General features: G+C 48.0%; 15 protein-coding genes. 1 reads left to right on the plus strand and 14 read right to left on the minus strand.

Annotated elements, in window-relative coordinates:
- On the plus strand, nucleotides 1-833 hold an 833-nt coding region (dinD, locus tag ACY69O_RS06585), incomplete at its 5' end, for a DNA damage-inducible protein D (RefSeq protein ID WP_462332671.1).
- A gap of 182 nt (nucleotides 834-1,015) precedes the next feature.
- Here the strand turns inward: dinD and groL are convergent.
- The 14 genes from groL to ACY69O_RS06655 form a co-directional block, all read right to left on the minus strand.
- The gene (gene groL / locus ACY69O_RS06590; RefSeq protein ID WP_462332672.1) at nucleotides 1,016-2,647 is read right to left on the minus strand and encodes a chaperonin GroEL; all 1,632 of its coding nucleotides are present in this window, start codon (nucleotides 2,645-2,647) and stop codon (nucleotides 1,016-1,018) included.
- Between the two features lie 34 nt (nucleotides 2,648-2,681).
- A complete protein-coding gene (gene groES / locus ACY69O_RS06595) occupies nucleotides 2,682-2,963 on the minus strand; it encodes a co-chaperone GroES (protein WP_462332673.1) in 282 nt (93 codons plus the stop codon).
- A 214-nt stretch (nucleotides 2,964-3,177) separates the two neighbouring features.
- Entirely contained in the window at nucleotides 3,178-3,654 is a 477-nt protein-coding gene (gene ispF, locus ACY69O_RS06600; protein WP_462332674.1) for a 2-C-methyl-D-erythritol 2,4-cyclodiphosphate synthase, read from the minus strand.
- Nucleotides 3,654-4,430 (minus strand): 2-C-methyl-D-erythritol 4-phosphate cytidylyltransferase, encoded by a 777-nt coding sequence (gene ispD / locus ACY69O_RS06605; RefSeq protein WP_462332675.1) that lies wholly within the window; start codon nucleotides 4,428-4,430, stop codon nucleotides 3,654-3,656. Before ispD ends, ispF begins: the two co-directional genes overlap by 1 nt.
- Nucleotides 4,431-4,487: 57 nt before the next feature.
- Nucleotides 4,488-5,675 carry a PIN domain-containing protein gene (locus ACY69O_RS06610; protein ID WP_462332676.1) on the minus strand — a complete coding sequence of 396 codons (1,188 nt, stop codon included), beginning with the start codon at nucleotides 5,673-5,675 and terminating at the stop codon, nucleotides 4,488-4,490.
- A 908-nt stretch (nucleotides 5,676-6,583) separates the two neighbouring features.
- Nucleotides 6,584-7,963 carry a DNA repair protein RadA gene (radA, locus tag ACY69O_RS06615; protein WP_462332677.1) on the minus strand — a complete coding sequence of 460 codons (1,380 nt, stop codon included), beginning with the start codon at nucleotides 7,961-7,963 and terminating at the stop codon, nucleotides 6,584-6,586.
- 55 nt (nucleotides 7,964-8,018) lie between these two features.
- Entirely contained in the window at nucleotides 8,019-8,165 is a 147-nt protein-coding gene (locus ACY69O_RS06620; RefSeq protein ID WP_462332678.1) for a hypothetical protein, read from the minus strand.
- Entirely contained in the window at nucleotides 8,125-10,620 is a 2,496-nt protein-coding gene (locus ACY69O_RS06625; protein WP_462332679.1) for an ATP-dependent Clp protease ATP-binding subunit, read from the minus strand. Before ACY69O_RS06625 ends, ACY69O_RS06620 begins: the two co-directional genes overlap by 41 nt.
- A gap of 22 nt (nucleotides 10,621-10,642) precedes the next feature.
- Complete coding sequence (locus ACY69O_RS06630; RefSeq protein ID WP_462332680.1) at nucleotides 10,643-11,707, minus strand: protein arginine kinase; 1,065 nt, start codon at nucleotides 11,705-11,707, stop codon at nucleotides 10,643-10,645.
- A complete protein-coding gene (locus tag ACY69O_RS06635) occupies nucleotides 11,694-12,236 on the minus strand; it encodes a UvrB/UvrC motif-containing protein (RefSeq protein WP_462332681.1) in 543 nt (180 codons plus the stop codon). Before ACY69O_RS06635 ends, ACY69O_RS06630 begins: the two co-directional genes overlap by 14 nt.
- Before the next feature lie 10 nt (nucleotides 12,237-12,246).
- A complete protein-coding gene (locus tag ACY69O_RS06640; protein ID WP_462332682.1) occupies nucleotides 12,247-12,693 on the minus strand; it encodes a CtsR family transcriptional regulator in 447 nt (148 codons plus the stop codon).
- A gap of 289 nt (nucleotides 12,694-12,982) precedes the next feature.
- A complete protein-coding gene (locus tag ACY69O_RS06645) occupies nucleotides 12,983-13,384 on the minus strand; it encodes a biotin/lipoyl-containing protein (RefSeq protein WP_462332683.1) in 402 nt (133 codons plus the stop codon).
- A gap of 54 nt (nucleotides 13,385-13,438) precedes the next feature.
- Entirely contained in the window at nucleotides 13,439-13,585 is a 147-nt protein-coding gene (locus ACY69O_RS06650; protein WP_462332684.1) for a hypothetical protein, read from the minus strand.
- 15 nt (nucleotides 13,586-13,600) lie between these two features.
- Nucleotides 13,601-13,752 (minus strand): carboxyl transferase domain-containing protein (locus ACY69O_RS06655; RefSeq protein WP_462332685.1); only part of this gene is annotated, 152 nt, incomplete at its 5' end.

Below are 13,752 nucleotides of genomic sequence, written 5' to 3' on the forward strand. Positions count from 1 at the left end.
ACAATGTTGACCATGGAGAGTCCCTTTTCAACTCTCTCAAACACGTTAATGAACATGGTGAAGAGTATTGGTCCGCTCGTGAACTCATGCCAATATTTGAATATAAACAATGGAGACAATTCAAAGATGTTATCGGAAAAGCGAAAGAAGCCTGTGAAGCTAGTAATAACAAACCCTCAGACCATTTTGCGGGCACCCGCAAAATGGTCGAACTAGGAAGTGGAGCAGAACGAGGGATAGAAGATTATCACCTCTCCCGTTATGCCTGCTATCTGATTGCCATGAATGGCGATCCCCGCAAAGAAACAATTGCTCTTGCGCAGACATATTTCGCCGTCAAAACGCGTCAGCAGGAGTTAATCGAAAACTATGATGAACTTGATGAGGATACAAAGCGCTTAGCCATTCGACAGGAATTAAAAACACACAACAAATATTTAGCAGATGCAGCTCACGATGCCGGAATAAACACGGGCGTAGATTATGCAGTATTTCAAAATCATGGATATAAGGGATTATATGGCGGTCTGACTGCTCAAGATATCCATAAACGTAAAGGATTGAAGAAAAGTCAGCATATTCTTGACCACATGGGCCACGAAGAATTAGCCGCCAATCTATTTCGCGCTACTCAAACAGAAGCGAAATTGCGTCGCGAAAAAATTCAGGGTAAAGAAGCCGCTAACAATGCGCATTACGAAGTAGGTAGCAAGGTTCGTCAAACCATCGCCGATCTAGGCGGAACGATGCCTGAGAATTTACCTACACCGGAAAAAAGCATTAAACAACTGGAAAAAGAACAACAGAAAAAACAACTCCCACCAAAAAAATAATTCTAAACCTCCCGAATCCAAGGAGTTTAGAACCTGATACCAATGGTACAAATCAGATTTCTCTTATACCTATAATATTGTAAAACAACTGTCCTTAAACGCAAAACAACCGAACCTCATCCGAGGTTCGGTTGTTTTACTTATTTATTCAGTTTGCAATTATCGCATTCGTCCGCGATTTATCACATCATGCCCGGCATTCCGCCGCCCATGCCTGCCGGCGGCATAGCCGGTCCTGCAGCCGGAGCCGGTTTGTCAGCAACGAGGGATTCCGTTGTGAGAACCATAGCTGCGATGCTTGCTGCGTTCTGGAGTGCAGAACGTGTAACCTTAGCCGGGTCAACGATACCAGCCTTGATCATGTCAACATATTCGCCTGTGAGTGCGTTGAAGCCTTTGCCTACGCCAGCCTTCTTGACACCCTCAACAACGACGGAGCCTTCGAGACCTGCGTTGTTCGCAATCTGACGAACAGGCTCTTCGATAGCACGGCGTACAATCTCAACGCCAGTCTTGACATCGCCCTCAGCCTTGATTTTGTCGAGAGCCGGCTGAATGTCAACGAGAGTCGTGCCGCCGCCTGCAACGATACCTTCTTCAACAGCTGCGCGTGTTGCGTTCAGAGCATCCTCGATGCGGAGCTTCTTGTCTTTCATTTCAACTTCCGTTGCAGCACCGATTTCAATGACAGCTACGCCGCCAGCGAGTTTAGCAAGGCGCTCCTGAAGTTTTTCTTTATCGAAGTCAGAGGACGTCTCAGCGACCTGTTTCTTAATCTGCTCAACGCGAGCTTTGATGAGCTTCTGATCGCCGTAGCCTTTGACGATAGTCGTTTCGTCTTTGGAAGCGCGAACCTGGCTTGCACGGCCAAGGTCAGCAATCGTGACACTGTCGAGTTTGCGGCCCAGCTCTTCGCTGATAACCTGGCCGCCTGTGAGGATTGCGATATCCTCCAGCATAGCCTTGCGGCGGTCTCCGAAGCCCGGAGCTTTAACAGCCAGTGCACGGAATGTACCGCGGAGTTTATTGACAACGAGTGTAGCAAGAGCTTCACCGTCGAGGTCCTCAGCGATGATCATGAGCTCTTTGCCCTGTTTAACAACTTCTTCGAGAATCGGAAGAATGTCGCTGATAGCGGAAATCTTGCGGTCCGTGATGAGGATGTACGGTTCTTTGAGGACAGCTTCCATCTTGTCCGTATCCGTTACCATGTACGGGGAGATGTAGCCGCGGTCGAACTGCATACCTTCAACAACGGAGAGGTTCGTCTCCATAGTCTTGGACTCTTCAACCGTGATAACGCCGTCTTTGCCGACCTTCTCCATAGCTTCAGCGATGAGCTTGCCAGTCTCTTCGTCAGAAGAGGAGATGGAAGCAACCTGAGCGATGGATTCCTGGCTTGCGACCTTCTTGGATTTTTTCTTGATTTCTTCAACGAGTGCTTTCGTAGCGAGGTCGATACCCTTTTTGAGTACCATCGGGTTAGCACCTGCAGCAACGTTGCGCATACCTTCGTGAATCATAGCCTGTGCGAGGACTGTGGCTGTCGTCGTGCCGTCGCCTGCGACGTCGTTCGTCTTTGTAGCAACTTCTTTGACGAGCTGTGCGCCCATATTTTCAAACGGGTCTTCGAGCTCGATATCACGTGCAATCGTGACACCATCGTTTGTTATTGTCGGAGCACCGAATTTTTTCTCAAGAACAACGTTGCGGCCCTTAGGTCCGAGCGTTACTTTTACTGCATTAGCGAGTGCATCTACGCCTCTTTCGAGTGCGCGGCGTGCATCTTCATCGAATAAAATCTGTTTTGCCATATTCAAGAACCTCCAATAATTTGTGTTTTATCTATTAAAGAACTGCGAGGATGTCGCTCTGGCGAATGATGAGGTAGTCAACACCGTCTACCTTTACTTCGTTGCCGGAGTATTTTGCAAAGAGGACCATATCGCCTTTTTTGACTTCCATCGGAGCAACCTTTCCGCTCTCAAGGAGTTTGCCGGAACCGACAGCGACAACTTCACCCTGCTGCGGTTTCTCTTTTGCCGTGTCCGGCAGTACGATACCGCTTGCTGTCTTCATATCCTGTTCGGAAACCTTTACTACTACGCGTTCGCCTAATGGCTTAATCATGTTTATCTTCCTCCTATGTTTGATTTCATCTTCTTTGTTAGCACTCCATATAGTTGAGTGCTAATCACAAGTCTTATAATATACACTTCAAGTCAAAAAATCAAGAGTTATTTTTGATTTTTTGACATTTTATTTTTCCTCTGACCGAATTTTGTCTCTTTCCTCGCCAATAAAAGAACCCGGCAGATACCTATGCACCTACCGGGTCATGATTTCATTTCTTTTCTATTCCTGCTACAGCGTATGCCGACATTCCTTCTCCGCTTCCGGTGAAGCCGAGCTTTTCTTCGGTGGTCGCTTTAACATTTATCTGATCTTTATCAACTCCGAGAGCACCGGCGATATTGTCCCTCATAGCTTCTATATAAGGAGCAAGCTTCGGGCGCTGGGCAACAATCGTTGCGTCAATATTGCCTACCTCGTAACCCTTTTCACGTATAAGTCCCATAGCGTGAACAAGAAGCTTCAGACTGTCCGCGCCCTCAAACTGCGGGTCCGTATCGGGAAAATGTTTGCCGATATCGCCAAGCGCTGCCGCACCCAAGAGCGCGTCCGTAATTGCGTGGAGCAGCACGTCAGCGTCCGAATGTCCCAAGAGGCCTTTTTCATAGGGTACATCGACGCCGCCGAGTATCAGCTTTCGTCCTTCCACCAGACGGTGCACGTCATATCCCATGCCAAAACGTGTCATCAGAATTTACCTTCCTTCCATTTTCTCTTGAATTCTTCCGCTTTTTCGGAAACAAAATCCACAGCAGCATCGATTCCTTTTTTTGCCGAATCGAGGGCATCGCTGCCGAGGAAGGCTTCTGCTATCAGGAGGTCCTCAGGAGTCGTGATTTTTATGTTTCTGTAGTCGCTCATAACTACTTCCACCAGGTGTCCCGCACGCTCTACCAGGCTTGCATCATCTGTTCCCTTGAAACCGTCCTCGAATGCTTTTTTATATGCTTCCTGCAATATATCCTTCTTAAAGCCCTGAGGAGTCTGTATTTCCCAAAGGGAAGCGCGCTCCGGAGTGCGTTTTACTATGCCCCCTGCGTCCACAACCTTTATTGTATTTTTTGCCGGAACGGCAGCAATAGCCGCTCCGTTCTTTTCAGCGGCCTCTATGACCTTTTCTATGGTTTCCTTGCTGACCATAGGACGTGCGGCATCATGCACGAGCACGATATCCGCTTCAAAGCTCACGGCTCTGAGTCCGTTTGCTACAGAATCCTGTCGTTCGGCACCTCCTGCCACAACGGCAAAGGGTTTGATATCCGGAACGTGTTCAAGGAGCTTTCGTGTGTTTTCCACTTCATCTGCCCCGACTGCTACTATGATTTCACTCACTTTGCTGCACGATGACAGCTTCTGCATTGTACGCACCAGCATCGGCGTACCGAGAAGTGAGAGAAACGCTTTGTTTATTCCCGCATTCATGCGTTTTCCCTGCCCTGCGGCAGGCACTACAACTGAGACCATGTTTTGTCCTCCTTCCAAAAAAGGAGCAGAAATACTTTCTGCTCCTTTTCTTTTCCGTTATTTCCTCGGCCGCGCAAAAATCATACGTCCTGCTGCTGTCTGCAGCGCAGACGTAACCTCTACGTCGATGGTCGAGTTAATGTAGCGGTGTCCGCCCTCGATGACAATCATAGTGCCGTCGTCGAGGTAAGCAACGCCCTGTCCCTGTTCTTTGCCGTCTTTTACAATCGTAACCTGCATGGATTCTCCCGGTATAACCACCGGTTTTACGGCGTTGGCCAGCTCATTGATGTTGAGCACGGGAACTCCGCGCAGCTGAGATACTTTGTTAAGATTGTAATCGTTTGTGATGATTTTACCTCCGACGAGCTGTCCGAGGCGTACGAGTTTTGAGTCTACCTCTGTGATATCCTCAAAATCCTGATTCGTCACTTCAACCTTCATTTTCGATTCTGTACGAATTTTCTGCAGAATGTCCAGTCCGCGGCGTCCGCGCGTTCGTTTAAGAACGTCCGAAGAGTCCGCTATGTGCTGAAGCTCCTCCAGTACAAACACAGGAATCAAAAGAGTCCCTTCGAGGAAATCAGTCTGAATGATGTCCGCAATGCGTCCGTCAATGATTACGCTGGTATCCAAAAGCTTGTAGCCTTTGTCTGCCTGCAGTGCAGCCGTTGGAAAAGCCTGTGCCGGAAATGCTGCCGGCTGAAGCTCTGCAGCAGCCTCCTGCTGTGCCTGACGTTCGCGGAGTTTAGCGATATCACGTATAAGACGCGGGATAAAGTCGAACATCGCCGTGAAGTCCTCGCGTTTTTTCATCGTGATACGAATACCAAGATAACCGAATACAATGCTGAATACGATTGGAATATAATTGCCTACGATAGGGAGATGCGAAAACGCCGACCCCAAAAGAGCTGCTAGAATAAGTCCGATAGCCAGTCCGACTGCACCTGCGATGACATCATGAATAGGCATCTTGTTGAGCTGTGCTTCCACCCATGCTGTAAAGCGTGTGAGCTTTTTGATGAAATACGGAGCCAGAATAAGGCCTATGATAACACCGAGGATTGCACCGATTAGTACGCAGACCAGCGTCGCCAATGTCATTTTGAAGATTCCCATGTCCATCTTCAAAATTTCCGTGCTGATGAAAAGCGTGAGTACGGGACTGGCAAGCTGCATAAGCGCACCGCCGGCAAGTGCCATGAATGCGGCAATGAAAAAACGCAGTATCTTATCAAGCATAAATTTCACCTCCCTTCATCTATAAATATAGATTATACTTTCTGTCCTTCCCTGTCAATCGGGCATTGGAGAAATCTCTCAGAAAAATTAAAAAATCTATCGAAATTTTTTCTTTTCGTTATTTCTGCAATGTCCTCTGACCACAGACTGAAAGAAAAATCTGTCCCGGAATATGTCCACAACAGACAGACTATACCATGGTTTTCTGAAAATAAAAAAGAAACGCAGGCAGATTCATAAAACCTACCTGCGTTTTTTATCATCTTTTTCCTTAAAGGCGGGATCCGTTTCCTGAACGGACACCGCCATACATGCCTCGACCTCCTGTTAGGTTCCTGCATGCATGCACGAGTTCATTCACGAGAATCTGCCGTGCTAAAAGTCTGTTTTGCTTCCGCTCCGCTTCTTCCTCGGGCGTCCCCTGCGGATTTGCTTGCGTGCCTCAGCAGTAATATAACAAATATTTCCGCTCTACAGTTTCGAAGAGATTTACAGGGAACTGTTTTTCTTCTGCCTGTCACACGCTTCGACGGTTCGAATAAAACAATCCGGACTTTTCCTTTCGTATTCGGAAATCATCTCCAATTCAACGTTCTCTGCATTATCGACTGAAACATACTCCGTATGTTTCCTGCGGCATCCTCAGCCCTTCTTTAACCTCTTTTGCTGAGTACTTCAAAAAACAACTCTAAGATTGCCGCGATCTTACCCGTGTCATGCATATAGGGCAAACGATCTGTCACTGTTATGCAGCAAACATTCACCTCCTCAGTGCCATATAGAAAACTGTTCGGCGATTACATTATAGCATATATGACCGAGCATGTAAAATTATTAATTTTATCATTAATATCAGTGAGCGTCAATGAATTTCATTTATTTTCGTTAAAATTATGCATATTTTTTCATTACTTTGGGAGCGCAAGCTTCAGCGCGTCCCCCACAAATGCTGCCGAAAGCACTTTAATTCCAAGGGATTTTTCGTCAATCTGTCTCGCGTTTTTCTCCGGAATAACAGCAGTTTTGAATCCCAGACGTGCTGCTTCCCTAAGCCGCTGCTCCGCCTGGCTGACGGCACGTACTTCTCCTGAAAGTCCAACCTCGCCGAAAACAATCATTTTGTCCCGCGGCACCCGGTTGGCAAAGCTTGATGCCATGGCTATGCATAGCGCGAGATCCGCTGCAGGCTCGTCTATTTTTATTCCGCCTGCGGCTTTCACGTATACGTCACAATTTCCGACTGCCAGATGCACTCTTTTCTCCAGTACAGCCAACAAAAGCTGAAGCCTTTTTATATCCACGGCATCTGAGGTACGGCGCGGCGGCAGATACGGTGTGTTCGCCACCAGTGCCTGCAGCTCAACAAGAAGCGGACGTGTCCCTTCAACAGTGGGTACGATAACAGTCCCCGGATCAGCCCCAAGGTCTGACAGAAAGAGCTTCGACGCATCAGGAACATCTTCAAGTCCTGTATCCCGCATTTCAAACAAACCCAGCTCATTTGTACTTCCGAAGCGGTTCTTCACAGCGCGCAGGACACGATATTCAGCATTTTTCTCTCCTTCAAAGAAAAGAACTGTATCTACTATGTGCTCAAGAACACGCGGCCCGGCAAGGCCTCCGTCCTTTGTTACATGTCCTATGATGAATGCGGCTATGCCTGCGGTTTTTGCGATTCTGAGCAGCTCCACGCTTGATTCCCTTACCTGACTTACACTTCCCGGGGCACTTTCGATATCAGGACGATATATTGTCTGTATGGAGTCTATTACCAGAAGCTCAGGTGCTATGTTTTCTATGTGGCGGGCAATAGTGTCGAGGTTGGTTTCACTCACAACGTAAAGAGTTTCTGCCAATGCACCGAGACGGTCTGCTCTCATTCGTACCTGTCTTGTGCTTTCTTCGCCTGTAACATACAGTACCTTTCGTCCCTGTTTTGCTACGTCCGAACAAACACGAAGGGTAAGACTTGATTTGCCTACTCCCGGATCGCCTGCAATGAGTACCATGGAGCCGGGAATAACTCCGCCGCCAAGCACACGGTCAAGTTCATCTGAGCCTGTCCTGTAACGCGGCAAATCCTCAGTCTCAACGTCAGCAATCCTTTGCGGCGGTGCCGCATCGGAAAGCCCCAGTGAAAGGCCCTTGCTTTCCTTTGCAGGAGCAACCTTTTCCTCTGCCATAGTATTCCACGCGCCACAGCCCGGGCAGCGTCCAAGCCATTTTGCGGAGTCATATCCGCATTCCTGGCATACATACATCGTTTTTGATTTTGCCTTTGCTTTCACTTTATTCCCCCGCTTACGAAAAAACACGGATGAATATACTTCACCCGTGTTCTTTTCATTTTCTCAAAAGCCGCACACACCAGCGGAAAAGCCATACTATGGCTACGCCGAAGTTAAGAAAGAAATTTTTCAGCCTGCGAACCGTGCTCTGCTCCGCCAGCTTATCCTTTTTCTGTCGTCTTTTCTCTCTTGCTGTCTGCATTCTCTTTCTTCTTTACAAAATCAAGTTCGCCGTTGACCTTCTTCACATAGATGGTATCGCCTGCTTTGAATTTATTTGCAAGCAGCTGCTCTGCGATAGCGTCTTCTATATGTTTTCTGATGGCACGTTTGAGCGGACGCGCACCGTATTTGAAATCCGAACCCTGCTCAATGAGCTTGGCTTTTGCAGCCGGGCTGATTTCAAGCCCAATCTTTTTCTCCGAAAGTCTCGCTCTGACGCTTGCGAGCTGAATCTCGACAATAGCCGCCAGCTCTGCCTTTCCAAGGGGACGGAATACCAAGGTTTCGTCAATGCGGTTCAGAAATTCAGGCTTGAATACCTTGCGGACCTCGGAAAGTACACGTTTTTTCTGCTTCGCCGCCTGGTCGTCCGGAGTATCCTCTTTCGTCATGAAGCCCATTGTTGGAGCTTCTTCCTTGAGGAAGTTTGCACCTACGTTGGAGGTCATAATAATTACCGTATTTTTGAAATCAACCGTGCGTCCCTGGCTGTCTGTGAGTCTGCCGTCTTCAAGCACCTGCAGAAGGATGTTGAACACATCATAGTGCGCTTTTTCGATTTCGTCAAGCAGAAGGATAGAGTACGGCTTTCTGCGTACCGCGTCAGTAAGCTGACCTCCCTCTTCGTATCCGACGTAACCCGGAGGCGCTCCAACGAGACGGGAAACCGTGAATTTTTCCATGTACTCCGACATGTCAAAGCGAACTATAGAATCCTCGCTGCCGAAAAGGACCTCTGCCAATGCACGCGCAAGCTCTGTCTTGCCGACACCTGTAGGCCCAAGGAAAAGGAAGGAACCTATCGGGCGTTTCGGATCTTTTAGTCCGGCTCTTGCACGGCGTATTGCCTTGGAAACTGCAATAACTGCCTCCTGCTGACCGACAACCCTCTTCGTAAGGATTTTCTCCATGTGAAGCAGTCTCTCGGATTCCTTTGCCGCAAGACGTTTGACAGGAATTCCCGTCCAAAGTCCGACGACCTCAGCGATATCATCAGCCGTTACGACAATGTGCTTGTCTTCCTCTTTATGCCATGCATCCTTTACCCTTGCAAGCTCCTGCTTCAGGATACCCTCCTGGTCGCGGAATTTTGCAGCACGCTCGTATTCCTGCGCATGTATTGCTGCCTCTTTTTCGCAGCGTACTTCTTCAAGTTTTTCCTTTGCCTCTTTTACAGCGTCAGGCTGCGCCACAGCCTTAAGGCGTACCTTGGAAGCCGCTTCGTCCATAAGGTCGATTGCCTTATCCGGAAGGAAGCGGTCCGTTATATAGCGGTGTGAAAGCTTTACCGCAGCATCGATGGCATCGTCCATGATTTTAGCGCGGTGGAATGCTTCATATTTGTCACGGAGACCGTTAAGAATCTTTACTGCATCGCCGACACCCGGTTCGTCCACCATGATTGTCTGGAAGCGGCGTGCCAGGGCGGCATCCTTCTCGAAATACTTTTTGTATTCCTTCAGGGTTGTCGCTCCGATAATCTGTATTTCCCCGCGTGAAAGCGCAGGCTTTAATATGTTGGCAGCGTCAATAGAACCCTCAGAAGCTCCCGCTCCCACAAGGGTATGAAGCTCGTCAATAAAGAGGATGATATTTCCCGCATGGCGGATTTCCTCTATAACACTCTTTAAGCGTTCCTCAAATTCTCCGCGGTATTTTGCGCCTGCAACCATGGATGCCATGGAAAGGGACATAACCCTTTTATCCGCCAGCATGTAAGGCACCGCGCCTTCGACAATGCACTGTGCAAGTCCCTCAACGATTGCAGTTTTTCCGACACCCGGTTCTCCGATGAGAATCGGATTGTTTTTCGTACGGCGCGAGAGAATCTGAATGACTCTCTGAATTTCTTTCTCACGGCCGATAACAGGGTCCATTTTATCCTGTGCCGCCATGTCGTTAAGTGAACGGCCGTAGCGGTCAAGAAGCGGTGTCTTTGACTCGCTGCGGGTGCCTTCAACACGTCCGTCCTCAGCCTCTTCCCCGTCCGTATTATCATAATCTCCGCCAAGCATGTCCATGACCTGCTTACGTACATGCTCAAGACTTGCGCCCAAAGACCTCAGCACACGGGCCGCAGCGCTGTCATTTTCTCGGATCAGTCCAAGCAGTATATGCTCTGTCCCAAGATAGTTATGTCCGAGACGGCGTGCTTCGTCTACCGCAAGCTCCATTACTCTCTTTGCACGCGGCGTATAGTAAGGGTTGTCTGATGCGGTATCATCATCAGCACCGAGTACACTCTCCACGCGCTCACGCACCGTGTCCAGGTCTACACCCAGTGCCATAAGTGCCTGAGCAGCGAGACCGTCGCTTTCGTGCAGAAGCCCGAGAAGAAGATGCTCTGTACCTATATAATTTTGTTCCATATCCTGCGCTTCATACTGCGCATATTTCAATACCTTGATAGCTCTTGCTGTAAGCCGGGTATTCATAGTATCACTCCTAACCCTGTGTTCAGCCTCCCGCCAGAACGCGGCGAACCATTTCTGCACGTTTCCTGTCAAGCTCAGCCTGTGAAAGGTTGTCGTTTCCGACAAGATTTCTTATATAGCTTGGGCGGCTTGCTATAAGAATTTCGGAGAAACGTTCCGGCGGTGCTCCATGAAGAAGACCCATGTCAATTCCCATGCGCACCTTGCTGATAAGTTCAAGTACTTCGCTTTCTCCCAGCGACCGTGCATACTGAAGTATACCGTACGCACGCCATACCGCATCCTCAAGCCGTGTCTTTGAATATGCCAAAAGAGCTTTCCTTGCGCGGCGTTCGTGGGATACGATTTCCGATACTGAACTTGTTAAATTCTCAATAAGTCCCTGTTCCGAGAAGCCTAAAGTCAACTGATTCGAAACAATGAACATGTTTCCTACAGTCTCGCTGCCCTCTCCGTATAATCCGCGTACAGATATACCGAGCTGCTGAGCGATATTCGTAATGTTATGCATGTTACGCGTATATACAAGTCCGGGCAGATGAAGGATAACGGAAGCTCTAAGGCCTGTTCCCAGATTTGTCGGACATGTAGTCAGATATCCAAGTCTTTCATCAAATGCCAAATCAAGCTTTTCCTCAATGACATCATCAATCTTTGATGCGTCATCAAAGGGCTGAGTCAAATTAAGGCCCGAAGCCATGCATTGAATGCGCAGATGGTCCTCTTCGTTTATAAGTATGCTTACATTTCTGTCCTCACTGATATATGCGCTTCTATATTCGGGGGTTTTGGCCATACGTGTAGAAATGAGCTGTTTTTCCGCGAGAATATTGCGCTCAACCTCGGTAATAGCATCCATTCCTACAACATCATACGGCTGTCCGCTTACTGCTTCTATTTTCGTAAATACCGAGGAAATCAGATTCTGCACCTGAGCAAGCTGTTTCTGATTTGCTCTGTTAGGAAACGGCAGACGATCGAAATTTCTTGCAAGTCTTACGCGGCTCGAGAGTACGACATCACTAGCTTCGCCTGTTGTTCCAAACCATGAAAGGAGATAGTCCCGATACAAATCATTTACTGCCATCGGATTCAGCCCCCTCTCTTTCCGCTGCGAGCTTTTGCTCCAGTGAACGTATTCTGTCGCGATATTCCGCTGCTTTTTCGTATTCTTCGGATTTTACGGCCATCTGAAGCTGCTCCTTCAGCACATCAATTTCATGCTGAACAACCAGCGCTCCTCCGGAGCGCTTAGGTATCTTTCCGCTGTGAAGCACCGACCCATGTATCCTTTTAAGGAAAGGAATAAGCTGCTTACGGAATGTAGAATAGCAGACACTGCACCCTATTTTTCCTGAATGAACGAAATCCTGGTATGTCATACCGCAATTCGGGCATACGAGCCCCTGCGGCACTGTGCTTTCTTCTTTGGGTGATTTGCTGAAAATACCCTTCAGAAAATCATTGACTGTATAGTCTTCAGACTCAGGGTCCTGCATAAAGTTTCCATACCTGGAGGCACATTTCTCACAGAGATTCTTGTCAATCTTACCTTCCGGACTGATTTGCGTGATATGGATGCAGGCTTCATTTTTGTGGCAGTCATCACAAAGCATCGTATCCCTCCTATGCCATTCTCTCCAGTGTCATCAAAACGGAATGAAGCAGCTGCACACGCTCCTCCGGTTTCATCGTTTCATAGGCAGCAGTCACGACAGGCATAAGTATTGCCGCCTCACGATTTGTTATCATTTGATGCTTGAAAAGATATTCAACCATCGACTGTACCGTCTCAAACGGCGTTTCTTCATCAATCTTGCTCCGCATGTCCTGATAGACAAGGTTCTGAACAGGCACATGTTCAATACGTATAAATCCACCAAGTCCGCGCCTTGACTCTACGACAAAACCTTTAGCCGGCGTGAACCGTGTGCTTAAAACATAACTGATCTGTGACGGAGCACACGAAATCTTGTCAGCTATGTCTGTGCGGCGAAGTTCTACCTGGCCATCTTCCTGTGCCGCCAGCTGCTGCAAAATATAGCTTTCAATCAAATCTGCAATGTTGCTCATAAGATCACCTTCATATCTTTAATTGACCATTTGACCTTTTACTCCATTATACAGCTATTGTTCAAATTTTGCCATAGCAATATATTTCATTCGCACTAAAAAAAAGGTCTCTATCCGCATAATTGCTGGAATAGAGACCTTAAAAATATCAAAAATGAAATTTTTCCTTCATTATATATAGCTTTATAATAAACATTATTCAAATTAGCGATTCGAAAATAAAATTAAGATAAAGACCAATTTCAGACACAAAAAAGCACCTCCGAAGAGGTGCTTTTTATAAGTCCGATTAGCCAACAATAGCGAGAACTTCGCCGACTTTAACAGTCTGGCCCTCAGAAACGTTGATAGCTTTGACTGTGCCATCGACGCCAGCGAGGATTTCGTTCTGCATCTTCATAGCTTCGAGCATCATCAGGTTCGTGCCGGAGTTAACAGCATCGCCCGGTTTAGCAAGAACTTTGAGGATTTTGCCCGGCATTGGAGCAACGATTTCCGTCTCGCCTGCAGCAGCTTTAGCAGCCGGTGCAGCAGGAGCAGCAGCCGGAGCCGGTGCCGGAGCAGCAGCCGGAGCCGGTGCCGGAGCAGCAGCTTTCGGTGCAGCAGCTTTCGGAGCAGATACAGCGCCGCCAGCTTCTTCAACTTCTACAGCATAAGATGTTCCATTTACGGTAATGTTGAACTTTTTCACTTGAGATTCCTCCAAAACATCATATTATTTTTGAACGCGGGCCCGCACTGCACCTTAACGGTGCAGGCGTCCTGCAATCGTCCACAGGCTATTGCGTTCGATGTGTACCGCAACATACTGTTTGCCAGTCATACTCATGAGAGCAGCTGTAATAGCAGCAACTACATTTGTATCAACTTTTTGGGTACCCGTCGTCTGCATTGTCCAAGCCTCCAATTACAACGGAATGTTACCGTGTTTACGTGCCGGACCAACTTCACGTTTCGTAGCCAGCATGTTGAGAGACTGAATGATACGAGGTCTAGTTTCTTTCGGCTCAATGACATAGTCAACATAGCCGCGCTCTGCTGCTTTGTACGGTGTAGCGA

This window comes from Schwartzia sp. (in: firmicutes) (assembly GCF_978017985.1).